The following is a 20,667-nucleotide window of genomic DNA, read 5'->3' as shown; positions in this document are numbered from 1 at the left end:
CCGATACCGAAACCCGCTGCGTCTCATTCCATCCCGGGCAGCAGTCCGGTGGCGTAGCGGGCGTAGGTCTGCTCCGGTGACACGGTGATCACATCCGCCGCCGCCACCAGATCGGCCGGCACCCGCCCGCCGTCGAAGTGCCCGATGCTGGGCACGATCACCGCATCCACCTCCAGCCGGGAGACGAGCATCCGCAGCCGATGCACGGGCCGGTCGGTGAGCCGGTCGAACACCACCGTGCGGCGCAGGTCGTAACCGAGTTTCCGCGCGAGCCAACGGATTCGGCCCTCGTCCCAGTCTCGGAGATCGCCGGAGACGTCACTCCGCAACCATCCGATGGCACTGGGTTCCGGTGTCATGGCTATCCCTCGAGGAAGGCTTCGTGTGGAGTGCGCCCGGCGCCGGGTGCTGGCTTCAACCTACGTCGGGCGTGCCCGTGTGATCGACGGTGTGTGATGGGGAAAGTATTGGGCAAACAAGGGTCGTGACGGCACGGCAAATCCGCAGAAGACCTATCCTCGGGGTAGGTCCAGCAGAGAGGCCACATGCCGTGACCGACCGCAACGATCTGCTCATCGAGGCTCGGTTGCGCATGGAGTCGCCCGGCTCCCCCGGCCAATCGATGACTCGCCGGGAGTTGGCGGACGCCGTCAACGACCACGTTCTCCGAGCCACCAGCAAGCGGGGCGCCGTCGACGAACGGCATATCGGCAAGTGGGAGCGAGGCGAGACGACATGGCCCAGAAAGCATTACCGCGCCGCACTGCGCGCGGTGCTGAATGTGGCGACCGATATCGAGCTGGGCTTCGCGGCCCCGCGCCGGGCCGCGGATGACGAGAGCGTGAACCGCAAACAGTTCCTCTCCAGCGCGCTCGTGGTGAGCACGGGCGCGGTATTGGCCAACTCCGCGCCAACCGAATCCGCGCTCATCGAGACCATGGCGGGGCCGACCGCGAACTATCGGCGTATGGAGTCGTCGGTGCCGTCGGATCGGCTGGCGCCGGTGGTGGACGCGCACCTGAATCTGGTGGCGGGCGTGGTGCGGGATCGGCTGCGAACTTCCAGCGGCTTCCGCGTGCTGTCCGAAATCGCCGGGCTGGCAGCCTGGTTGGCGGCGGATCGGGGTGACGATGCCGCGGCCCGGAGGCGCTACATCGAAGCCATCCGGCACGCCGAACGCACCCACCACCCGCTGCTGGTGTCCTACATGACCGCGAGCCTCGGCCACTACGCCGTCGAAATGGGCGACGGCCGTGCGGGTCTCGCCCTGCTGCGCACCGCCGCCCTGCAGCTGGGCCGCGACACCCCCGACAGTGCGGGCGCGTGGATGTCCTCCCTGCTCGCCGTCGCCTACGCCGCCACCGGCGACCGCACCAGCTCGCTGGCGGCCCTGCGCCGCGCCGAACGCCTCGTGGAACGCCAACGCGGAGAACCCCAGTGGCCCTGGGTCTTCGCCTTCGACGCCGCCAAGGCCGCCCGCTACCAGGCCAGCGCCCTGGCCCGCCTGGGCGACAACCGCGCCGCCCGTTCGGCTTTCGAACTGGCCGCCACCGCCGTCATCGCCGAAAAGCCCCGCGCCCTGGCCAAAGTCGAACACGCCCAGGTTCTGGCCCGCAGCGGCGACATCGAAGGCGGCTGTGCCCTGGCGGCCGAAGCCGTCGCCGTCGGCCTCACCTACCACAGCGAACGAATAACCCGCACCGCCAGGTCTTTCCGCGCCGCCCTGCCCGTGCACACCATAGAGGCGCGAGCCCTCGACGACGCGCTCGCCACCCTCTACGGACGAGATGAGCAATGACGCGCCTCGCCATCACCGGCCACCGCGGCCTGACCCCCGACACCCTCACCGCCATCGACGCGGCCATCCGCGACATCATCACCGCGCGACTGAACCCGCTCCCGCACAAGCCCCGAGCCGACCGCCTCCGTCGGCCCGACCACCCCGTGGACTCGCGCGAACATCGGAGACGTCAACGCGCCGAGGGCTTTACCTCCGAGGAGACGCCCGGCCACCACAGCGATCCCGGCGCGCTGGACCTCCATGGCGTGAGCTGCCTCGCCGACGGCCCGGATTCGCTTTTCGCCCAGGCGATCCTGGACCACGGCGGCCACCTGACGGCGGTGGTCCCCGCCCGCACCTACCGCGAAAGCCTCCCCGTGACACATCACCCCACCTACGACCACCTGGTAGCCGCAGCGGCCGAAGTCGTCGAACTCGACCGTGACAAGTCGGATTCGGATGCGCACCAGGCGGGATCCCTCCGCATGCTCGACTCGGCCGACGAACTCCTCGCGGTCTGGGATGGCAAACCGGCCCGCGGCTACGGCGGCACCGCCGACGTGGTCGGCGCGGCTCGCGCCCGCGGCATGCGCGTCACAGTGATCTGGCCGCCCGGCACGCAGCGCCCCTGACCTCCGACGTCCCTCGCCGGTTCCCGGCAATGGGATGCGTGACGGGCTGCGCCCAGTGCACCTCCAGCCGACCGGTTCGTGGCCGCGTTGTTCCAGGTAGGAGCGGCGATGCGGCACGCGAGCCCGGACCGGCCAGGCACCGGCCGGGTGGCTGCCGTGGCCTTCGCCGCCGTTGATCGCCGCCGACGGGCGCGAGTGCGGTGGGCGTGCCATGGTGGATCCGGGGCCGGGTGATCGGGAAAGGGTCGGCGATGCGGGGTGACGGCGATGGGTGGTTTCGCGACCTCGATGGCGTCCGGCACTGGGGGCGCTACGGCGCGGCGGGGTTGTTGCTGCGTACTCCCCTGGACGAATCCGGCCGCACCGCGGTACTTCTCCAGCTTCGTGGGCAGGGCCGCGCGGCGACGCGGCGGACCTGGACCATTCCCGGCGGCGCGTGCGACAGCCACGAGACCGCGGCGGAGGCCGCGCTGCGGGAGGCTCGAGAAGAGGCGGGGGTCGATGCTCGGCGGGTGCGGGTGCGGGGTGAGCGGATCTCCACCACCGCGCTCGGCGGGTGGACCTACACCACGGTCGTCGCCGACACCCCGGCCCCGCTGCCGACCAGGCGGGACCGGGAAACCCTTGCGCTGCGCTGGATTCCGGAGGACGAAGTGCCGAACCTTCGGTTGCATCCGGATTTTCGCGATGCCTGGCCTCGTTTGCGCGCCCAGCCGATCTACCTGGCCGACACGGCCGGAGCGGATTCCGGCGTGCATTCGGACGAACCGTTCCGCCCCAGAACCGTCGATCTCGGCCCCCTGGGCTTCATCTGGTTGTACCGCTCCGGTGCGCCGACCGGCCGGACCGCGCGCGTTACCGACGGCCCGATTCCCTTCTACCAGAGGCCGACCGACGAGCTCCTACTCAGCGCCGGGCAGGTGTTCGACCGACCCTGACAGAAGGATGCCGGGCTGACCTCCGAGGGCGCGGAGTCCGGCGATGGCGGCCTGCTGCAGAGCCGGGACGAGGGTGCGAGGCGGGGTATCGACCGTGCCCCTGACCCATTGCCGGCAGTACTCCTGTGCGGGGCCGAGCGCTACGGCGTGGATCGCCGGATAGCCGCCGGGGTCCGAGGTGCCCGAACCCAGCGCGCCGGCGACCGGCAGCGCGCGGTAGCAAGCGGTCAGGGCGGCGTAGAACTCGCGATTGTGCTGGGCCAGTTCGGGTTCGGCGTGGGCGGCGAGCTCCGGGGGCTGGGTGGCGAACAGGAAGCGGGCGAGGTCGCGGTGGTCTTCGACCCAGGCCAGGTGGGCGGCGATGAAGGCGCGGACCGCGTCTTCGGGATCCGAGGTGGCCAGGCCCGCGACGGCAGCCCGCTGATAGTCGCGCATACCGGTGACGTAGACCGCCGCGGCCAGTGCGGGTTTGGAGGGGAAGGCGTGGAACATGCTGCCGCTGGACAAACCCAGGGCGTCGCGGACCGCGGCCACGGTGAAGGCGGGATAGCCCTTGGTCAGCAGTTGGCTGGTGGCTTCCGCCAGGATCCGGTCGCGGGTCGATTCGGCCATCGCGCCAGGTTATCCGACGAATTCGGTGTCGACGGCGGCGCGGATGGCCGCCAGGGCGCAGGCGCGGACCCGGAGTTTGGTCGCGGCGTGCGCGGATCGCACTATGCGAGAAAGGGACTCGACTTCGGCGGTGACGGCGGCGTCGAAATCGGCGGCGGGCACGACGATGTCGAGGAAGCCCAGGCGCTGTGCCTCCTCCGGGGCGAAGAGGCGGCCGGTGTTGGCGGCGCGGTCGAAACCCGGTGCGGTGAGACGATGCCGGGCTACTTCGACGCCGTAATGCGGAATGGTCAGGCCGATGGCCACCTCGTTCAGGCCGAGTCTGAAATCGCCTGCGACACCTAGTCGTACATCGGCGGCCAGCAGGAGGAACGCGCCCTGTGCGATGGCGTGCCCGGTGCAGGCGGCCACCACAGGCAGCGGAAAGCTCAGCAGCCGGTGCACCAGTTCACCGCCCGCTGTCAGCGTGCGCGCCACCTCATCGAGCGGTCCCTGGAACATCGCGAGGTCGTAGCCGCCGGAGAACATGCGCGGGCGGCCGGTGAGAACAACGACCTCGGCTTCCCGCTCGGCGCGGTCGAGCGCGTCGGTGAGGGCGGCCAGCATCGCCGGAGTCATCACGTTGGCTTTGCCGTCGTCCATCGTGAGGGTGGCTGTTCCGGCTGTCAGGTCGTATCGCACGAGGTCGGTCATGGTTCCGCTCCACTCTAGAGTACTGCTCTAGAGCAGCACTCTAGCGGAATCGCGGATCACCGGGAATCAACCCACAGGTTCTAACTGTTCAAATCCATTAAATAGGTTAGATCGATATTCGAAGAGGACGCACATGACCGGGCACTATGCGCAGATCGCGTTCACCGACACCGTCCGCGCGCACCAGAACACGCACGGCAGCCTGCGCAGTTACCAGCGAATGGCGGCGGTTCCCGAAGTGGCCGACGAGATCGGGCAGCAGGAAGCCTGGTTCATCGCCGAACGCGACAGCTTCTACCTGGCGACGGTCGGCGAATCCGGCTGGCCCTACATCCAGCATCGCGGCGGCCCGCGCGGCTTCCTGCACGTGATCGACTCCCGCACACTGGGTTTCGCCGACTTCAGCGGGAACAAGCAGTACATCAGCCGCGGCAATCTGGACCACGACGACCGGGTGGCGCTGTTCCTCATGGACTACGCCGCCAAGGCGCGGTTGAAGATCCTGGGCCGCGCCCGCGCGGTGGAGGCGAGCGAGGATCCGGAACTGATTGCCGCCCTTGCCGTTCCGGAGTACCGAGCACGGCTGGAGCGGGCCATCCTGATCGAGGTCGAAGCCTTCGACTGGAATTGCGGCCAGCACATCCCCGAGCTGTATCCGCGCGCAGAGGTGCTCGACGCGATGCAGTCCCTGCGCGACCGCATCGCCGAGCTCGAACGCGAGAACTCACGTATTCGTTCGCGCGAGGCGTAATGGCGGTGGCCGCCGGTCTCGGGTATGCGCCGGTATGGTCGTAGGCAACCGAAGCGACAGGTGGGGGGCCTTTCGCCGCTGCTGCGCTCGCGAGGAATCCCTTGAAATACATCCCCCGCATCATCCTCATGCTGGCGATACCCGCTCTGCTGTTCGCGCTCCCGTGGTGGACGCTGGTCGGTGCGACCAGTTCTGGTGCGGCGTTCTGGGCCGGGACGGCGGTGTTCGTGCTCGGGTATCTGGCCCTGCCCGCCTCGATGTTCCTCGGGCACGGGCCCGCCCAGTCGGATGCGGCGTCGATTGTGGGCGACACCCTGCTCGGCGTGATGTGGGTGGTGTTCACCTGGTCGGTGATCGGGAACATCGCCGGGCTGGGCCTGCTGGCGGCCGGGGTGGATGATCCGGCGCGGTCGCGGATCGTCGCCGCCGGGGTGCTGGCGGTCAGCGCGGTCCTGGTGGCCTACGGGATCTTCGAGGCGCGACGGATTCCGCGGGTGCGGGAGCTGGAGGTGCCGATTCGAGGGCTCGGCGCGGCGCTCGACGGACTGCGGATGGTGGTCATCACCGATACCCACTACGCCGCGCTGGATCGGCTGCGCTGGTCGGAGCGGGTGGTCGATGTCGTCAATGCGCTGAACCCGGATATCGCCTGCCACGCGGGCGATCTCGCGGACGGTTCGGTGGCGAAGCGGCATGCGCAGGTGGATCCGCTGGGCAAGGTCGAGGCCCCGCTGGGCCGCTTCTACATCACCGGCAATCACGAGTACTTCGGTGACGCGCAGGGCTGGGTGGACCATATGGCGTCGCTGGGCTGGCAGCCCATGCTGAACCGGCACGAAACGGTGACCCGGGGCGGCGACAAGCTGATCATGGCGGGCATCAACGATCCGACCGGGACGAGCCTGCCCGGCCACGGCCCGGACCTGAAAGCCGCATTGACGGGAGCCGATCCCGGGGCGCCGGTGGTGCTGCTCGCCCATCAGCCGCGTCAGGTGGCCGATGCCTCGGCCGCCGGTGTGGCCCTGCAGATTTCGGGTCATACGCACGGCGGCCAGATCTGGCCGTTCCACTATCTGGTGCGCCTGGAGCAGCCGGTGGTCGCGGGCCTGTCGCGGCACGGCGACACCCAGCTGTACACGAGTCGCGGCACCGGATTCTGGGGTCCGCAGCTGCGCGTCTTCGCCCCGAGCGAGATCACCGTGCTGACCCTGCGCACGGCCTGACACGCGCGGACGGCCGCTCACCTCCCGGTAGGTGAGCGGCCTTTTTTTGCCCATTGACTGGGTCACGGTGTCTCATTACCTTTAATGGGACAGCACGTCCCATGTGCTGCACGTCGAGATGGACGAGGAGCGGGCTATGGCCGCTGAAGTCGATTCCACCCTGCACCCGGCGAAGTGGTCGCCCACCTTCATTCGCTGGCACAACACCCCCGTGACCTGGACGGAATCCGTCCGCATGACGCTCGGTCTGCTACCGCGCCTACGCGACCACACCGTCCTCGAGTACCTGACCGGCCTGCCCGGCGCCGACGAGGTGATCGTCGCCCGGCTGCCCTTCAAGAAGTTCGTGGTGCTGCGCAGTCCGCAACTGGCCCGCCACGTCCTGGTGGGCAACCAGAACAACTACATGAAGAGCCCCGAATACGACATGCTCGCCGTCGCTTTCGGCCGCGGTCTGGTCACCGATCTGAACGACGAACAGTGGCAACGCAATCGACGCCTGGTACAACCGATCTTCGGTAAGCGCAATGTGGACGGCTTCGCCCCGGTCATGGTCGAGGCGGCACAGGACGCCGTGCGGCGCATCCATGGGCTCACCGCCGACGGCGGCACCGTGGACGTGAACATCGAAATGAACCGGCTGACACTGGATGTCACCGCCCGCACCATGTTCGGCACCGATATCACCGGCCCCATGTCCGAGGTGGTGCTGTCGCGGCTGCTGCGTTTCTTCGGCCGTGGTTTCCTCAGCAATACCAGCCATCCCCTGCACAATTTCGCGGTCTGGCTGCACGCGCGCCGCGACCAGGACGGCGATGCGGCCAACTCCCGCTGGGCGATTCGTGTCATGCGCACTCTCGGCTGGGGGCTCTACCCGCGGGCCATGCGCGATCTGGTGCACGTGGAACGGGTGGTGGACGATCTGATCGCCGACCACCGCGCCGGCCGGATCGACCGCAAGGACAATCTGCTCGCCCTGCTCATGGACGCCTCCGATCCCGAAACCGGCTACCGCTACAGCGATCAGGAGATCCACGACGAGCTCATGACCTTCATGGGCGCCGGAATGGAAACCACCGCAACGGCTCTGACCTGGGTCTGGCAACTGCTGGCCGAGAATCCGGATGCGCGCCGCCGCCTCTACGACGAGGTCGACTCGGTCCTGCAGGGCCGTCCCGCCACCGCCGCCGACCTGGACCGGCTGCAGTGGACGCAGGCGGTCATCTCGGAAACCATGCGCATGCTGCCGCCCGTCATCGGACTGGCCCGCACCGCAAAGGATTACGACGAGATCGGCGGTTATCGGATCGAACCCGGCACCACGGTCGCCATCTTGATCGACTCCGTGCACCATCATCGCGGCGTGTGGGATCGGCCCGAGGAATTCGATCCGAGCCGTTTCCTCCCGGAAATCGTTCAGCGCGAACAGAAGCGGGCGCACCTGCCGTTCGGCGCGGGCAAACGCATGTGCGTCGCTTCGGGTTTCGCGAGTATGGAGGCCACCCTGGTGGTCGCCACCTTCGCCCAGCATCTGATGTTCGAGGCCGTGGCCGGCGAGCGGGTGCGCCGTCAGTTCTCCTTCACCGGCGGGCCGGACGCCCCGCTGCTCATGCGCCCCCGTTTTCTGCCGGAATCGCGCGCCGTCGGCCGGGCCGTATAGTCGGCGTGTGAATCACCACCGGCATCCCGACCTGCGTGGCCGTCGCAAGCGGTCCGGGGAACGCCGGTGGAGTGAACACAATTCGGCCCGGCAGACCCAGATCCTGCGGGCGGCCGTGGAACTGCTCGAGGAGAACGAGCCCGGCGCGGACATCTCCATCCAGCAGATCGCCGAGCGTGCCGGGCTGGCGCGCTCGGTGGTCTACCGGCAGTTCGACAATCGCGAGGATCTGGATGCCCGCATCCGCGCGTACATCATGGATACGTCCTTCGAGGAATTCGAATCGGTGATGGTGCTCGATCCGGAGAAGACCGGCGAGGAGACCCTGCTCGGCATCCTGCGCACGGTGGTCGAATGGGCGGCCGAGCATCCCAACCTGTATCGCTTCGAACAGGGCGGGCGGCTGCACGGTTACAGCGCACCGGATTCCGGTCTGACGGTCGGGCGGCAGCGGCTGGCCGAGGCGCTATGGGAGCGCTTCACCGCGGTGTCGACGATCCTCGGCGTCGACTCCGAACCCTTCCGCCCGCTGTCGTACGGCATCATCGGGCTGGTGGAGGGCGTGATCAACCAATATGTCATCGTGCCAAGGGATTCCGCCTCGCGTGGTACCGAGGAGATCGCGCGGCTGCTCGCGACCTCCGTCTGGCATCTGTTCGATGGTTTCGCCACCGACCTGGGCTACGACTTCGACCGCTCGGCCACCACGGCGACCATGATGAGCGAACTCCTCGCCGCCGCAGGCGATCAGCTCGACAGGGCGGGCAACCGCACGACCTGACCGGCGTAGGCCAGGCCCGCGCCGAAACCGAGCAGCAGGGCCGTGTCGCCGGGCTTGGATTCGCCGGAGCGCAGCAGCTGTTCCATGGCCATGGGGATGGACGCCGCGCTCGTATTGCCGGTTTCGACGATATCCCGTGCCACCGCAACGGTTTCCGGGATGCCGAGAGTGCGGACCAGCGCGTCGGTGATGCGAATGTTGGCCTGGTGCGGCACGAACGCGTCCAGATCCTCGGCCGTGATCCCGGCCTTGTCCAGGGCGTCGCGGCAGGCCTTCTCCAAAAAGGTGACGGCCCAGCGGAATACGGCGGTGCCGTTCATCCGGATGTAGGGCCGCACGGTGGTGCCGCCAGATGCCTCGGCTGCGGCGACCTCGGCGAAGTACTGCTGAAAGTCCTTGTCCTGCTTGATGGCATCGGTCTGGCTGCCGTCCGAGCCCCAGGCCACCGGGCCGACGCCCTCGGTCTCGCCCGGTCCCACCACGACCGCACCCGCGCCGTCGGCGAAGATGAACGCGCAGGTGCGGTCGGCGGTGTCGAGCAGATCCGAGAGCCGCTCCACTCCGATGACCAGGACATAGCGCGCCTGTCCCGCGCGCACCAGACCGGCGGCGTTGCCGAGGGCGTAGCAGAAGCCCGCGCAGCCGGCCGAGACATCGAAGGCGGCGGTGTCGTGCATACCGAGTTCGGTGGCTACGACAGCGCCCGCGGAGGGCCCGAGCACCATCTGCGAGGAGGTGGCCAGCACGACGGCGTCGATCTGCGCGGCGGTGATGCCCGCGGCGGCGAGCGCGTCCTTCGACGCGGCGACGCTCATGCCGACGATGGTCTCGTCCTTGTCGGCCCAGCCGCGCGCGGCGATGCCGGATCGCGTGCGGATCCACTCGTCCGACGAGTCGATCTTGTCGATGATCTCGGCATTGGGCACCACCCGTCGGGGCCGGTAGACGCCCAGCCCGAGCAGGGCGGCATGGGCAACGGGCGCTGCGGTAGCAATCTGAGCAGGCACGACGATCCTCTCCACACACATGAACCGATCGGTCCACATAGAATACGTCTAACATGGACCGATCGGTTCACACAAGGGCCGGAAAAAGTGTTCACGCAACGGTTGGAGGAGTTCCATGGCGGCGGGACCCCGCGCCCGATTGATCGCGAGCACCATCGCCACGGTGCAGGAGCACGGCGTGCACGCCGCCGGGCTGAGCGAACTGCTCAAGCGCAGCAACGCCTCCCGCAACTCGCTCTATCAGCACTTCCCGTCCGGCAAGGGCGAACTGGTGGAGACCGCGGCGAAAATCGTGTCCCGGCTGGTGTATTCGCATATCAGCCGGATGGCCGACGCCCTCGCCACCGCCGCGACCGTGGAGGACTGGCTCGACGAACTGCTCGCCTTCTGGCGGGTGCAACTCGAATCCAGTGAGTACCGCGCCGGCTCCTTCATGATGGCCGCCGCCCTGGACGAGCTCGATCCCACGCTGCAGTCCACCGCCGGGCAGGCCTTCGCGGAGTGGACCGCGCGCCTCGCGGACGGCCTGGTCGCCATCGACCTCGACCGCACCACCGCCCGCGCGCTGTCCGGGCTGATCCTGTCGGTCATCGAGGGCGCGATCGTGCAGAGCCGCGCGCTCAAGTCCAGCCATCCCTTCGACGACGCCCGCTCGCAGCTGGCCATCCTGCTGCGCCATCAGCTGCGGCAACGGTGACCCGCGCCGAGGTGCGCCGCTGACGTGACCAGGCTCACGCGCTCGCCGGGAACCGGGTGAGAACTGCTGGTGAGCAGGGAAATCCGGTTGCGCATAACTGTTGCGCGCGCCGAAAATCGAGTGATTCGTGTCGGTGGTGACCGGAATACTGACGCGCGACCGATTAGTTGAGCGAAATATTCCCGTCTGTTCTTGTGTGTGGCGACGGGGTTGCGATCAGAGGCGCTCGCCATCGGGACACACGTAGACCTGTTCACGAACGCTTCGGAGGTACTCGGTGCTCGCCGACACATCCACTCAGACAACCGGTGCGATACCGGGCGGTGGGCGGACGCCGACCGTTATCCGCCTATTGGTGCTCGCGACCTTCGTGGTGATCCTCAACGAGACCATCATGATCAACGCGATTCCGACGCTGATCCATGACCTCGGGATCACCGAACGCTCGGCCCAATGGGTTTCTACCGCATTCATGCTCACCATGGCGGCCGTCATCCCGGTGACCGGATGGTTCCTGCAGCGGGTCTCCACCCGCCGGGCCTACGCCATCGCCATGCTGGTGTTCCTCGCCGGTACCGCGCTCGCCGCGGTCGCGCCGAACTTCGCCATCCTGCTGGTGGGCCGTGTCGTTCAGGCGGGCGGCACCGCGGTCATGATGCCGCTGCTGATGACCACCCTGATGACGGTGGTGGCCGAACAGGATCGCGGTCGCGTGATGGGCAATGTCACGCTCGCCATCTCGGTCGCGCCCGCCATGGGCCCGGTCATCTCCGGTCTGGTGCTCGACGCCGGTAAGGGCTTCGAGGATCACATCGCCGCGTGGCGCTGGCTGTTCGTGCTGGTGCTGCCGATCGCCGGTGCGGTCACCTGGTTCGGGCTGCGCAAGCTGGAGAACGTGGGCGAACCGCAGTCCGGGGCCATCGACTGGCTCAGCGTGGTGCTCGCGGCGCTCGGCTTCGGCTCCCTGGTGTACGGCCTGAGCCACTTCGAGACCGGCAACTGGACCACCCCGGCGCTCATCGTGGCGGCGGGCGCGGCGCTCATCGCGGCCTTCGCCTTCCGGCAGATCTCGTTGCAGCGCACCGGAACTCCGCTGCTGGACCTGCGCGTGCTGCTGGCGGGCACCTACACCAAGGCGCTGGTGCTCATGTCGCTGGCCTTCCTGGCCATGATGGGCTCGATGATCCTGCTGCCGCTGTACCTGCAGAACCTGCGGCACCTGACCCCGCTGCAGACCGGTCTGCTGGTCATGCCGGGCGGTCTGGCCATGGGTCTGCTCGGCCCGACCGTCGGCAAGATCTTCGACCGCTTCGGCGGGCGGGTGCTGGTGATCCCGGCTTCCATCGGCATCACCGTGGCGCTGGCCGGGTTCACCTTCATCTCGGCGGATATGCCGTACTGGCAGCTGCTGGCCATGCACGTGCTGCTGATGCTGTCGCTGGCCGCGGCCTTCACCCCGGTGTTCACCCTGGGCCTGGGCGCGCTGCCGATGCACCTGTACTCGCACGGTTCGTCCATGCTGGGCACGCTGCAGCAGGTGGCGGCGGCCTTCGGCACCGCGCTGGTGGTCACCATCATGTCGGCCCGCAGCACCGATCTGATCAAGGAGGGCACCGCGCCGGACGCGGCCATGCTCTCCGGTATGAAGGTGGCGTTCGGGGTGTCGGCGGTGCTGTCGATCATCGTGATCGTCATGGCGGTGCTGCTGCCGAGCCGGTCGGAATCGCCCGAGGGTCATGGGCACGGACACGGCGGTGAGGTTCCCGCGCCGGATGCCGCCGAGGTCTCCGATCTGGATGCCGAGGCCATCGAGCTGGAAGCCGAGCTGAAGCCGCAGCTGACCAAGGATTGATCCACAACTGAACCGCACAGCCCCCGAATCCGATGGGTTCGGGGGCTGTGCGCTGTCGGGATCCGTTACGCCGGGTGGCGGTCGAACCAGGGTCGGGCGGTTTCGATTTCGGCGGCCAACTGGAGCAGCAGGTATTCGCTGCCGGAGGGGCCGACGAACTGCACGCCGAGCGGGAGGCCCGCGGGGGTCCAGTAGGTGGGCACGCTCATGGCCGGGCGGCCGGTGATATTGGCGAGCTGGGTGAACGGCACCGCCGAGAGGTTGGCGGTGACCAGGTCACGGTAGAAGTCGGTGCGGGACACCACCTTTCCCACGCCGAGCCGCAGCAGTGGCGGCAGCAGGGTGTCGGCGAGCGCGGGGGTGCGGTGCTGCCCGATGCGCAGCGGCGGTTCGGCCAGGCCCGGGGTGAGGAACAGGTCGTAGCGGCCGTGGAAGTCGCTCAGCGCGCGGGTGTATCCGTTCCAGCGGGCGTGGGCCGCCATCAGCTCGGGGGCCGCGACGGCCCGGCCGACGGCCGCCAGCACCTGGGTGTCGATATCGAAATCCGTTGGCTGCGAACCGCTCACCGCGCAGGCGCGGGACAGGACGGCGGCGGCGTTGGCGGTCCAGACCGTCATGAAATCGAAGGCCATCTGTTTGCCGTCGAATACCGGCGCGGCGGGTTCGACGGTGTGGCCCAGTTCCTCCAGCAGCCGGGCGGCGTCTTCGACCGCGCGCACCGCTTCACCGTGCACCTTGGTGCCCAGCGGAGATTCGTGGCTGAACCCGATCCGTAGTCGGCGCGGAGGTGTGCCGACCGCCGTGCGGAAGGGCTGGTCCGGGCGGGAAACCGCATAGGGCGCACCGGGATCCGGCACGCTGAGCAGGTCGAGCATGGCCGCCGTATCGCGCACGCTGCGCGACAGCACGCCCTCGGTGACCGCGCCGAAGAGCGAATCGCCGAATTCGGGTCCGCTGGAGATGAGTCCGCGCCCGGCCTTGAGGCCGAACAATCCGGTGTGCGCGGCCGGAATTCGAATGGATCCGCCGCCGTCGCTGGCTCCGGCCATGGGCACGATGCCCGCGGCGACCGCGGCCGCCGATCCGCCCGAGGAGCCGCCGGGGGTGCGGGTGGTGTCCCACGGATTGCGGGTCGCGCCGAAGGTTCGGGTCTCGGTGATCGCCTTCGCGCCGAATTCGGGGGTGGTGGTCTTGCCGAAGATCACGAGTCCGGCGTCGAGCCAGCGCTGCACGTTCAGGCTGTTGCGGGTGGCCCGCACGCCGCGCAGTGGCCCGGTGCCGCCGGAGGTCGGGTAGCCGGCATAGTCCTGCGCCAGGTCCTTGATCAGGAACGGCACGCCCGCGAACGGGCCGCGGATATCCGCGCGACCGGCCAGTTCCTTGCCGTTCAGTTCCATGAGCAGGCTGATCGCATTGATTTCCGGGTCGACCTCGGCACACCGTTCCAGTGCGACGCGCAGCAGTTCGGTGGGGTGCACGTCCCCGCGCTCGACCAGTTCCGCCAATCCGAGCGCGTCGAACCCGCGATATTCGTCGTACTTCATGGTCTCGGATAATAGCCGTACCGATTGGTTACGTAACCACTTGGAACGCTAAAATTTCGCCTATGCCCGCACCGGTTGAGCCGCCCCCGACGAGCGCGAAGAAGATCGACGGCCGCACGCTGCGCTTCCAGCATCGCCGCCCCGAGCTATTGGCAGCCGCCACCGAATACGTGCTGGACAACGGCGTGAGCGACCTCTCGCTGCGCCCGGTCGCCCGCGCCCTCGGGGTCAGTCACGCCACCCTCATCCGGCATTTCGCCACCAAGGACGCGCTGATCATCGAGGTCCTGGAACATATCCGCGAGGACTTCGAGGAGCGGCTGCTCGCCGAGGAGATCCGCACCGTCGGCTCGGCGGCCGACGTGCTGCGCGCCGCCTGGCGGCATCTGAGCCGGCCGCGCGAACAGCGCCAGTTCCTGGTGCTGTTCGAACTGGTGGCGGCCGCCGCGCGCACCCCCGATCACCCGGCCTCCCGGTTGGTCACCGATTGGCTCACGGTGATCGAGCGGGAGCTCGACCGGTACCAGTGGCCGGTCGAAACCCGCTCCCGCACCGCCACTTTCGTTCTCGCTCAGGTGCGCGGCCTGCAATTGGACCTGATCACCACCGGCGATCGCGAGCGGGTGGACGCCGCGTTCGAGGCCACCGTCGAATTCCTGACCGGCGGCTGACCGGGGTGGCAGGCCCCGGGCAGCCGATCGGTCCGGTCGCTCATCGCCGCCGCCGCAGGACAAACGGCGCGCCCGCCACCGCGACCAGCGCGAGCAGTACCACCGCGGTGGTGCGGAAGGCCGAGACGAAGACCGTTCCGGCCACCGTCTGCGCGGAGTCGGCGACCGTCGCGGTCACCTGTTCGAGCAGCGCGGTCTGCCCCTGCCCGCTCGCGGACCCGGAATGATCACAGCCGGGCGGGGTGCGCTCGGGGGTGGCGGACTGCAATTGCAGTGTGGCGCAACGCCCGAACTCGTCGGCGATCTTCGGCGCGAACGGGGTGGTGGCCGACAGTCCCTGTTTCAGCGCCGCCTGCTCGTTGGCGACGGCATCCGGGGCCGCCACCGCCACCGAGTGGAAGAACAGGATGCCGATGAGCGCGACGCCCAGCGAGTTGCCGATCTGCTGGGCGGCGGGCACCAGCCCCGAGGCCGAATGCACCGAACGCTCCGGAACCGCCGCCACCACGGCGATCTGGAGTCGCGCCGCCGCCACGCCGACGCCGAATCCGCCCAGTACCAAAGGAATCAGCAGCAGCGGCCAGGACAGGCTCGCGGGGCTGGGTTCCAGTGCGACCAGCCAGCCCAGCAGCAGGATGGCGAACAGGACGAAACCCATTCCGATCATGCGGTCGCCGAGCCGGGCCGCCAGCCGGGGCGCGGACAGTGCGCCCACGACCGCGCCGGCCGAGAACGGCAGGGTGGTCACGCCGGTGCGCAATGCGGTGTAGCCCAGGCCGAATTGCAGTGAGATGGACATGGTGAACAGGTAGGCGGCGAACACCCCGTAGACCACCAGGCAGGCGACGATCCAGCCGAGGAACCGCCGGGAGGCGAACAGGCCCGGATCCACCAGCGGTGAGCCGCTGCGCACCGCCGAGCGTTTCTCGTGCAGCGCGAATACCGCGAGCACGGCGACCGATGCGACCAGCATGGCCAGAATCGTTGGCGACCAGTCATTTTCGCGACCGACCGAAAGCCCGTAGATCAACAGGAACAGACCCGCCGCCGCCAGCACCGCTCCCGCCACGTCGAGGGAGCAGAGTTCGCGGGGCACCGATCCGCGCAGATGCCGGACGGCGAGCGCGAGCGCGATCACGCCCGGAATCAGGTTGACCAGGAAGATGGACCGCCAGCCCAGCCCTAATGGGTTGGCGCCCAACAGGAGTCCGCCGACCAGCGGTCCCAGCATGGCCGCCGTGCCCGCCGTCGCGCCGTAGAGCGCGAAGGCCAGATTGCGCCGGGCGGTATCCGCGAAGCGCGCCGTGATGATGGCGATGGGCTGCGCCGACACCGCTCCCGCGGCCGCGCCCTGCAGGACGCGGGCCGCGATGAGCGTGAGCGGGGTCGGCGCGAGACCGCACAGCACGGACGCCACCACGAACAGCCCGAGCGCGGCGGTGAAGAAGCCGCCGCGCCCCCACCGCATGCCCAGGCGCGCGCTCGGCAGCAGGGAGCACGCCAGGGCCACGGTGTATCCCGTGAGCATCAGGGAGGATTCGGCGGAACTCGCGCCGAGATCGCGGACGATGTCGGGGACGGCGACGGTCACGATGGTGGCGTCGACCATCTGCATGAAGACGGCGATGAAGATCGCGGTCAGGGCCACCCAGGCGGAGGCGTTGCGAGGCCGGTCGGCCTGCGGTGAATCCTGCGCCGGGACAGCGGTTTCCCGCCGAATTTCCACTGTGCTCATGGCCGCCTCCGCTAGGCGACGTCGCGGGTGGGCACTCCGGATCCGGAGCGCGCGATCGATTCCATGATTCCGGTCAGTACGTCGGCGTACCGCGTCATGGATTTGGCCGCGACCTCGGTGTCGGGGAACAGGGAAGCCATCCAGATGTTCTCGTGCGTGCGCTGCACCCAGGTGTAGACCTCCTCGGAGGTGCCGCGACTGCCGAAGAACGAGAAGTCGATGGCGGCGAACAGGTCCGCGCCCGGTAGTTTGCGCATGTCGAGGTAGGACAGCATGGGGGCCACCCAGCCGCGCCGGACCTCGAATCCCGGCTGGGATTCCAGTAATTCGACCACCCGGTGCAGTGACACGTCGGAGAGCCACTTGCCGGCGTTGAACGCCGTCTCGGCATCCCGGGCGACCGCGGCGAAACCCGCGGCGGGGTCGAAGTCGAAGGCGATCGGAATCAGGCTGGCGTACCAGCCGACCGAGCGGCGTTCGGCGTCATCGGCCCGGGTGCTCTTCGGCGAGAGGTTGAAATACGTTGTCCGCCCGGTCAATTCGTACTCGGCGAAGGCCGCCGCGGCGAAGATGCCGGATACCAGTCGCACGCCCGCGGCGGCGCAGGCCGCCTCGAACCCGTCGGCCGCCGCGCCGGACAGCAGCACGCGCCGGTCGGAGGCCGCCGTGGGAGCCTCGGTCGTATCCGATTCCCGCAGTGGCAGGGGGAAACTCGGCAACCTGCCGCCATTGGCGCGGATGCGGTCCGCCCACTGCACGATCTGCGCCGAGTCCGTCCCGAGCCGAGCGGCCTGGGACCGCTCGCGGCCGCAGTGCTCGCGGTAGCTGGCCACCGGGATGCCCGCGAGCCGTTCCGCGCCCGCCGGGTCGTAGTACAGCTGCGCGAACTCACCGCTGATGATGGCGCCGGAGATGGCGTCGCAGTTGATGTGGTCGGCGGCGACCACCACGGTGAACGAGCCGTCGTGGTCGATGACCGCGAAGGTGAAGCAGTCCCAGCTGCTCGGCCCGGGGGTGACGTGCTGCAGGATCCGGCTCACCAGGGGGCCGTCGATCTCGCCCCAGGAGTCGGAGACGAGGTGGATGTCGGCGGCGTCCACCACCCGGCGCTGGACCCGGTATTCGGCGTCGATCTCGAACCAGCTGTGGAAGGAGTCGTGCCGGCGCACGATGGCGGTGGTGGTGCGGACCAGGGCCGCGATATCCGGTACGCCCGCGAGGGTGAAGGCGCACAGGATGAGCCGGTCGAAGCGCTGCCCGGTCAGTTTGGCCGTGCGCGCCATTTCCAGGTACGCGTCCTGTTGGAAGGACGGTGGCGTGGTGTCGATTGTCGCGCGGATGGCGGCCGCGCGGGAGACCTCACTGGGGCGAATAATGGTGAGCTGACCGCCTTTCGGCCGCCAGTCGTCAATGAGCCCGCTCTGCATCATGGCGAAGAATCCTCATCTTCTCGAAAGCTGCACTCAGGAAGCGATTTTCAGCAGGGAAGCCATGGGCGGCCGGTGCTCGGTGCGCAGCACGGCCTCCTTGGCGGCGAATCCGTCTGCCCCGAGCGGGAATTGGATGATTCCCTCCCCGGAGTCGGACAAGCCGCACCGCTCCAGCGCGGTGGCGACGATCTGGCGGCTCATCACGCCGAGTTCATGGAGCGGCCGGTTGCGATGCTTGCGGACGCCGAGGTCGACCTGGCCGATCGCGCCGGTGCCGTAGTGATCGAAAACATCGATCAGCAAACCGATTTCGACGCCGTAGTGGGAGGCGAAATAGAAGCGCTCCAGGGCTTCCCGGGTTGCGGCGTATTCACCGCCGAGCGGCTGGATCACATGTCGCAGTCCCGGGCGCAGTGCGGCCAGCAGTGGCCGCGCCACGAGTTCTGTCACCCGGCCGCCGCCGGATTCGTCGAAGGAGTCTCCGGTCAGCAGTGGCCGCCGGTAATACGCCTTGCTGAAAACAATGGATTCGTCGAGCAGCAGCGGCCCGATGAGTTTCGGCACGAATTGCGGATCCGGTTCCAGCAGATCGGAATCCATGAACATGACGATGTCGCCGGAGGCCACGGCGAGCGAGCGCCACAGCACCTCGCCCTTGCCCGGGACCGGGGGATGTTCGGGCAGCACGTCCTCGCGGCTGACCACCGTGGCGCCGGCCGCGGCCGCCACCCGCATGGTGGCGTCCGAGGAGCCGGAATCCATGACGATCAGCTCGTCCACCAGCCCTTCCGGGAGGCATCGGACGGCGTGGACGACATCGCCCACGGTGGCTTCCTCGTTCAGCGCGGGAAGCACCACCGACACAGTTCTCTTGCCCTTGGCGGCTATGAGATCCCGCGCCGTCCACTTCGGTGCGGACCAGGTGCGGATACCACCATGACTTTCATTCGCGAGCAGACCGACCACAACGACCACCTATCAAAGTGTTGGAGATCAGGCACCGAGCCGACAGGAAAAGCGCCGTCGTGAAACTCGGGAAAGTGTTGATACTCGGAATCGCCTCGATGCGATGCGCCGACGCTACAACGCCACTGAACAACCGTCCATCTGGAGAATGGATCTTTCAGGTGGAAGTAACCGTCCATTAACCCTTGCCGTGATCGGCGTCGCACTACCCAAATCCCTGTGCGCCACAACAAATTTCCGCACCGCTCCGGACAATTCCCCGCGCCACCCTTTCGATCCCCCTGATCCGAACTCCCCCGCACGTCCCGTGCCGCCGACAGACCGAACTAGTCTGATTTCACATTCGCTACACTGCGGAAAACCAGATCACAAAGGGGCCCCGGTGACCATCGATCAGAGCAAGAGCTCCGAAGTACACGGGATCTTCGAGAAGATCGCCGGCTACTACGACCGGATGAACTTCCTCATGACGCTGGGCAGCCACGCGCGCTGGTGCCGCGAGGTCGCCGCCCGCGTCGCGCCTCCCATCGGCGGTCAGCTGCTGGATCTGGCCACCGGCACCGGCGTCATCGCCCTGGAGGCGGCGCGCATGTACCCGGCCGTCACCGTCACCGGCGCGGACTTCTCCGAGGAGATGCTGGCCCACGCCCGCACCAAGCGCGGCGCCGACGCGGTGCGCTGGCTGCACGCGGACGCGACCACACTTCCCTTCGACGACGAGACCTTCGACGGCATCACCGAGGGTTATCTGCTCCGCAATGTGGACGACGTGGAAAGCGTTCTGCGCGAACAACATCGGGTCCTCCGACCCGGTGGCCGCGTGGTGATCCTGGAGACCTGCCCGCCCGTCGGCGTCATGAAGCCCATCGTCGAGGGGGGCATGCGCCTGCTCGTCCCGCTCCTGGGCCAGGTGGTCGCCCGCGACCGCACCTCCTACACCTACCTCGAATCCAGCACCCTCGGCTTCAAATCCCCCCGTCAGGTCGCCGAAATCCTCGACGCCCTCGGCTTCACCGATATCGGCTGGCACCAGCGCTTCTTCGGCACCAACGTCATCCTGTGGGGCACCAAGCCGCTCTGAGCTGCGGCTTGAGCCCGGAGTGCCCGAGTTCCGGATACATTTGCTCGTCCGCTGTTTCCCGCGCGAAAGGGCCCCGAGCCATGCAGATCGGTACCGACAAGGTCGTCTCCATCGAATACACGCTGACCGACGACGCCGAGGAAGTGGTGGACACCTCCGTGGGCGAGGAGCCGCTGGTGTACCTGCACGGGGCGGAGAACATCGTGCCCGGCCTGGAGGTCGCGCTCGAGGGCAAGAGCGTGGGTGACGAGCTGAAGGTCACCATCGAGCCGGAGGACGGGTACGGGGAGTACCTGGAGGAGCTGGTCAGCGTGGTGGAGCGGGCCATGTTCGAGGAGATCGACGAGCTCGAGCCCGGGATGCAGTTCGAGGCCGAGGCGCCGGACGGCGAGACCCAGATCGTCACCGTGGTCGAGGTCGACGGGGACGATGTGACCATCGACGGGAACCATCCGCTCGCCGGGCAGCGGTTGCATTTCCAGGTGAAGGTCGTCGACATCCGCGAGGCCACCGCCGACGAGCTCGCCCACGGCCACCCGCACGGGGACGACGATCACGAGCACTGATCGGGGCGCGGACCGCTCACTAGAACGTGTTCTATATTCAGGGGACCG

The 20,667-nt window shown here is 68.2% G+C and carries 20 protein-coding genes; 12 read left to right on the top strand and 8 right to left on the bottom strand.

Going from position 1 to position 20,667, the window contains the following annotated elements; all coding sequences use genetic code 11:
- Positions 1-23: 23 nt before the first annotated feature.
- Positions 24-359 carry a hypothetical protein gene (locus tag JK358_RS16145; RefSeq protein ID WP_201948525.1) on the bottom strand — a complete coding sequence of 112 codons (336 nt, stop codon included), beginning with the start codon at positions 357-359 and terminating at the stop codon, positions 24-26.
- Between the two features lie 191 nt (positions 360-550).
- On the opposite strand from JK358_RS16145, the gene JK358_RS16140 reads away from it, so the two are divergent.
- The 3 genes from JK358_RS16140 to JK358_RS16130 all read left to right on the top strand — a co-directional run bounded on the left by JK358_RS16140 (position 551) and on the right by JK358_RS16130 (position 3,350).
- Entirely contained in the window at positions 551-1,798 is a 1,248-nt protein-coding gene (locus JK358_RS16140) for an NsdA family TPR-like regulatory protein (protein ID WP_201948524.1), read from the top strand.
- Positions 1,795-2,412, top strand: coding sequence for a hypothetical protein (locus JK358_RS16135; protein ID WP_201948523.1), 618 nt, complete (start codon positions 1,795-1,797; stop codon positions 2,410-2,412). The genes JK358_RS16140 and JK358_RS16135 overlap by 4 nt, the downstream gene beginning before the upstream one ends.
- Positions 2,413-2,663: 251 nt before the next feature.
- A complete protein-coding gene (locus JK358_RS16130) occupies positions 2,664-3,350 on the top strand; it encodes an NUDIX domain-containing protein (RefSeq protein ID WP_201948522.1) in 687 nt (228 codons plus the stop codon).
- Here JK358_RS16130 and JK358_RS16125 read toward each other — a convergent pair.
- On the bottom strand, positions 3,315-3,962 hold the full coding sequence (locus JK358_RS16125; RefSeq protein WP_201948521.1) for a TetR/AcrR family transcriptional regulator: 648 nt from the start codon (positions 3,960-3,962) through the stop codon (positions 3,315-3,317). The genes JK358_RS16130 and JK358_RS16125 overlap by 36 nt on opposite strands.
- A gap of 9 nt (positions 3,963-3,971) precedes the next feature.
- Complete coding sequence (locus JK358_RS16120; protein ID WP_201948520.1) at positions 3,972-4,655, bottom strand: crotonase/enoyl-CoA hydratase family protein; 684 nt, start codon at positions 4,653-4,655, stop codon at positions 3,972-3,974.
- 133 nt (positions 4,656-4,788) lie between these two features.
- Here JK358_RS16120 and JK358_RS16115 point away from each other — a divergent pair, with 133 nt between their 5' ends.
- The 4 genes from JK358_RS16115 to JK358_RS16100 all read left to right on the top strand — a co-directional run bounded on the left by JK358_RS16115 (position 4,789) and on the right by JK358_RS16100 (position 9,070).
- Positions 4,789-5,406 (top strand): pyridoxamine 5'-phosphate oxidase family protein, encoded by a 618-nt coding sequence (locus tag JK358_RS16115; protein WP_201948519.1) that lies wholly within the window; start codon positions 4,789-4,791, stop codon positions 5,404-5,406.
- A gap of 101 nt (positions 5,407-5,507) precedes the next feature.
- Positions 5,508-6,629: a metallophosphoesterase gene (locus JK358_RS16110; protein WP_232851396.1), complete on the top strand. Its 1,122-nt coding sequence runs from the start codon at positions 5,508-5,510 to the stop codon at positions 6,627-6,629.
- Positions 6,630-6,765: 136 nt separating this feature from the next.
- Entirely contained in the window at positions 6,766-8,289 is a 1,524-nt protein-coding gene (locus tag JK358_RS16105) for a cytochrome P450 (protein WP_201948518.1), read from the top strand.
- 7 nt (positions 8,290-8,296) lie between these two features.
- Positions 8,297-9,070 carry a TetR/AcrR family transcriptional regulator gene (locus JK358_RS16100; RefSeq protein ID WP_201948517.1) on the top strand — a complete coding sequence of 258 codons (774 nt, stop codon included), beginning with the start codon at positions 8,297-8,299 and terminating at the stop codon, positions 9,068-9,070.
- On the opposite strand, the gene JK358_RS16095 is transcribed toward JK358_RS16100, so the two are convergent.
- Entirely contained in the window at positions 9,037-10,077 is a 1,041-nt protein-coding gene (locus JK358_RS16095) for a beta-ketoacyl-ACP synthase III (RefSeq protein WP_201948516.1), read from the bottom strand. The two genes, JK358_RS16100 and JK358_RS16095, sit on opposite strands and share 34 nt — an antisense overlap.
- A 115-nt stretch (positions 10,078-10,192) precedes the next feature.
- On the opposite strand from JK358_RS16095, the gene JK358_RS16090 reads away from it, so the two are divergent.
- On the top strand, positions 10,193-10,774 hold the full coding sequence (locus JK358_RS16090; protein ID WP_201948515.1) for a TetR/AcrR family transcriptional regulator: 582 nt from the start codon (positions 10,193-10,195) through the stop codon (positions 10,772-10,774).
- 277 nt (positions 10,775-11,051) lie between these two features.
- Complete coding sequence (locus tag JK358_RS16085; RefSeq protein WP_307817550.1) at positions 11,052-12,626, top strand: MDR family MFS transporter; 1,575 nt, start codon at positions 11,052-11,054, stop codon at positions 12,624-12,626.
- Between the two features lie 65 nt (positions 12,627-12,691).
- Here the strand turns inward: JK358_RS16085 and JK358_RS16080 are convergent, their stop codons facing one another.
- Positions 12,692-14,170: an amidase gene (locus tag JK358_RS16080; RefSeq protein ID WP_201948514.1), complete on the bottom strand. Its 1,479-nt coding sequence runs from the start codon at positions 14,168-14,170 to the stop codon at positions 12,692-12,694.
- A gap of 62 nt (positions 14,171-14,232) precedes the next feature.
- Between JK358_RS16080 and JK358_RS16075 the strand changes: the two genes are divergently transcribed.
- Positions 14,233-14,841 (top strand): TetR/AcrR family transcriptional regulator, encoded by a 609-nt coding sequence (locus tag JK358_RS16075; RefSeq protein WP_232851394.1) that lies wholly within the window; start codon positions 14,233-14,235, stop codon positions 14,839-14,841.
- 40 nt (positions 14,842-14,881) lie between these two features.
- On the opposite strand, the gene JK358_RS16070 is transcribed toward JK358_RS16075, so the two are convergent.
- From JK358_RS16070 to JK358_RS16060, 3 genes are read right to left on the bottom strand one after another with little or no spacing between them, the layout of a single operon-like run.
- The gene (locus JK358_RS16070) at positions 14,882-16,576 is read right to left on the bottom strand and encodes an MFS transporter (RefSeq protein WP_201948513.1); all 1,695 of its coding nucleotides are present in this window, start codon (positions 16,574-16,576) and stop codon (positions 14,882-14,884) included.
- Between the two features lie 11 nt (positions 16,577-16,587).
- Positions 16,588-18,006: a condensation domain-containing protein gene (locus tag JK358_RS16065; protein WP_201948512.1), complete on the bottom strand. Its 1,419-nt coding sequence runs from the start codon at positions 18,004-18,006 to the stop codon at positions 16,588-16,590.
- 33 nt (positions 18,007-18,039) lie between these two features.
- Positions 18,040-18,972, bottom strand: a complete 933-nt coding sequence (locus JK358_RS16060) for a glucosyl-3-phosphoglycerate synthase (protein ID WP_201948903.1) — start codon at positions 18,970-18,972, stop codon at positions 18,040-18,042.
- Between the two features lie 382 nt (positions 18,973-19,354).
- On the opposite strand from JK358_RS16060, the gene JK358_RS16055 reads away from it, so the two are divergent.
- Complete coding sequence (locus JK358_RS16055; protein ID WP_201948511.1) at positions 19,355-20,053, top strand: ubiquinone/menaquinone biosynthesis methyltransferase; 699 nt, start codon at positions 19,355-19,357, stop codon at positions 20,051-20,053.
- 80 nt (positions 20,054-20,133) lie between these two features.
- Positions 20,134-20,619 (top strand): FKBP-type peptidyl-prolyl cis-trans isomerase, encoded by a 486-nt coding sequence (locus tag JK358_RS16050; protein ID WP_201948510.1) that lies wholly within the window; start codon positions 20,134-20,136, stop codon positions 20,617-20,619.
- The last annotated feature ends 48 nt before the right edge of the window (positions 20,620-20,667 follow it).

Source organism: Nocardia acididurans, assembly GCF_016741815.1.
Classification (GTDB): Bacteria; Actinomycetota; Actinomycetes; order Mycobacteriales; family Mycobacteriaceae; genus Nocardia; species Nocardia acididurans.
This window is presented reverse-complemented; position numbering and strand designations above follow the sequence as displayed.

Bases quoted from the DNA above. Each gene is read 5' to 3' on its own strand.
- JK358_RS16145 (WP_201948525.1), bottom strand. From the start codon at position 359: ATGACACCGGAACCCAGTGCCATCGGATGGTTGCGGAGTGACGTCTCC.
- JK358_RS16135 (WP_201948523.1), top strand. From the start codon at position 1,795: ATGACGCGCCTCGCCATCACCGGCCACCGCGGCCTGACCCCCGACACC.
- JK358_RS16130 (WP_201948522.1), top strand. From the start codon at position 2,664: ATGCGGGGTGACGGCGATGGGTGGTTTCGCGACCTCGATGGCGTCCGG.
- JK358_RS16125 (WP_201948521.1), bottom strand. From the start codon at position 3,962: ATGGCCGAATCGACCCGCGACCGGATCCTGGCGGAAGCCACCAGCCAA.
- JK358_RS16120 (WP_201948520.1), bottom strand. From the start codon at position 4,655: ATGACCGACCTCGTGCGATACGACCTGACAGCCGGAACAGCCACCCTC.
- JK358_RS16115 (WP_201948519.1), top strand. From the start codon at position 4,789: ATGACCGGGCACTATGCGCAGATCGCGTTCACCGACACCGTCCGCGCG.
- JK358_RS16105 (WP_201948518.1), top strand. From the start codon at position 6,766: ATGGCCGCTGAAGTCGATTCCACCCTGCACCCGGCGAAGTGGTCGCCC.
- JK358_RS16090 (WP_201948515.1), top strand. From the start codon at position 10,193: ATGGCGGCGGGACCCCGCGCCCGATTGATCGCGAGCACCATCGCCACG.
- JK358_RS16080 (WP_201948514.1), bottom strand. From the start codon at position 14,170: ATGAAGTACGACGAATATCGCGGGTTCGACGCGCTCGGATTGGCGGAA.
- JK358_RS16075 (WP_232851394.1), top strand. From the start codon at position 14,233: ATGCCCGCACCGGTTGAGCCGCCCCCGACGAGCGCGAAGAAGATCGAC.
- JK358_RS16070 (WP_201948513.1), bottom strand. From the start codon at position 16,576: ATGAGCACAGTGGAAATTCGGCGGGAAACCGCTGTCCCGGCGCAGGAT.
- JK358_RS16065 (WP_201948512.1), bottom strand. From the start codon at position 18,006: ATGATGCAGAGCGGGCTCATTGACGACTGGCGGCCGAAAGGCGGTCAG.
- JK358_RS16050 (WP_201948510.1), top strand. From the start codon at position 20,134: ATGCAGATCGGTACCGACAAGGTCGTCTCCATCGAATACACGCTGACC.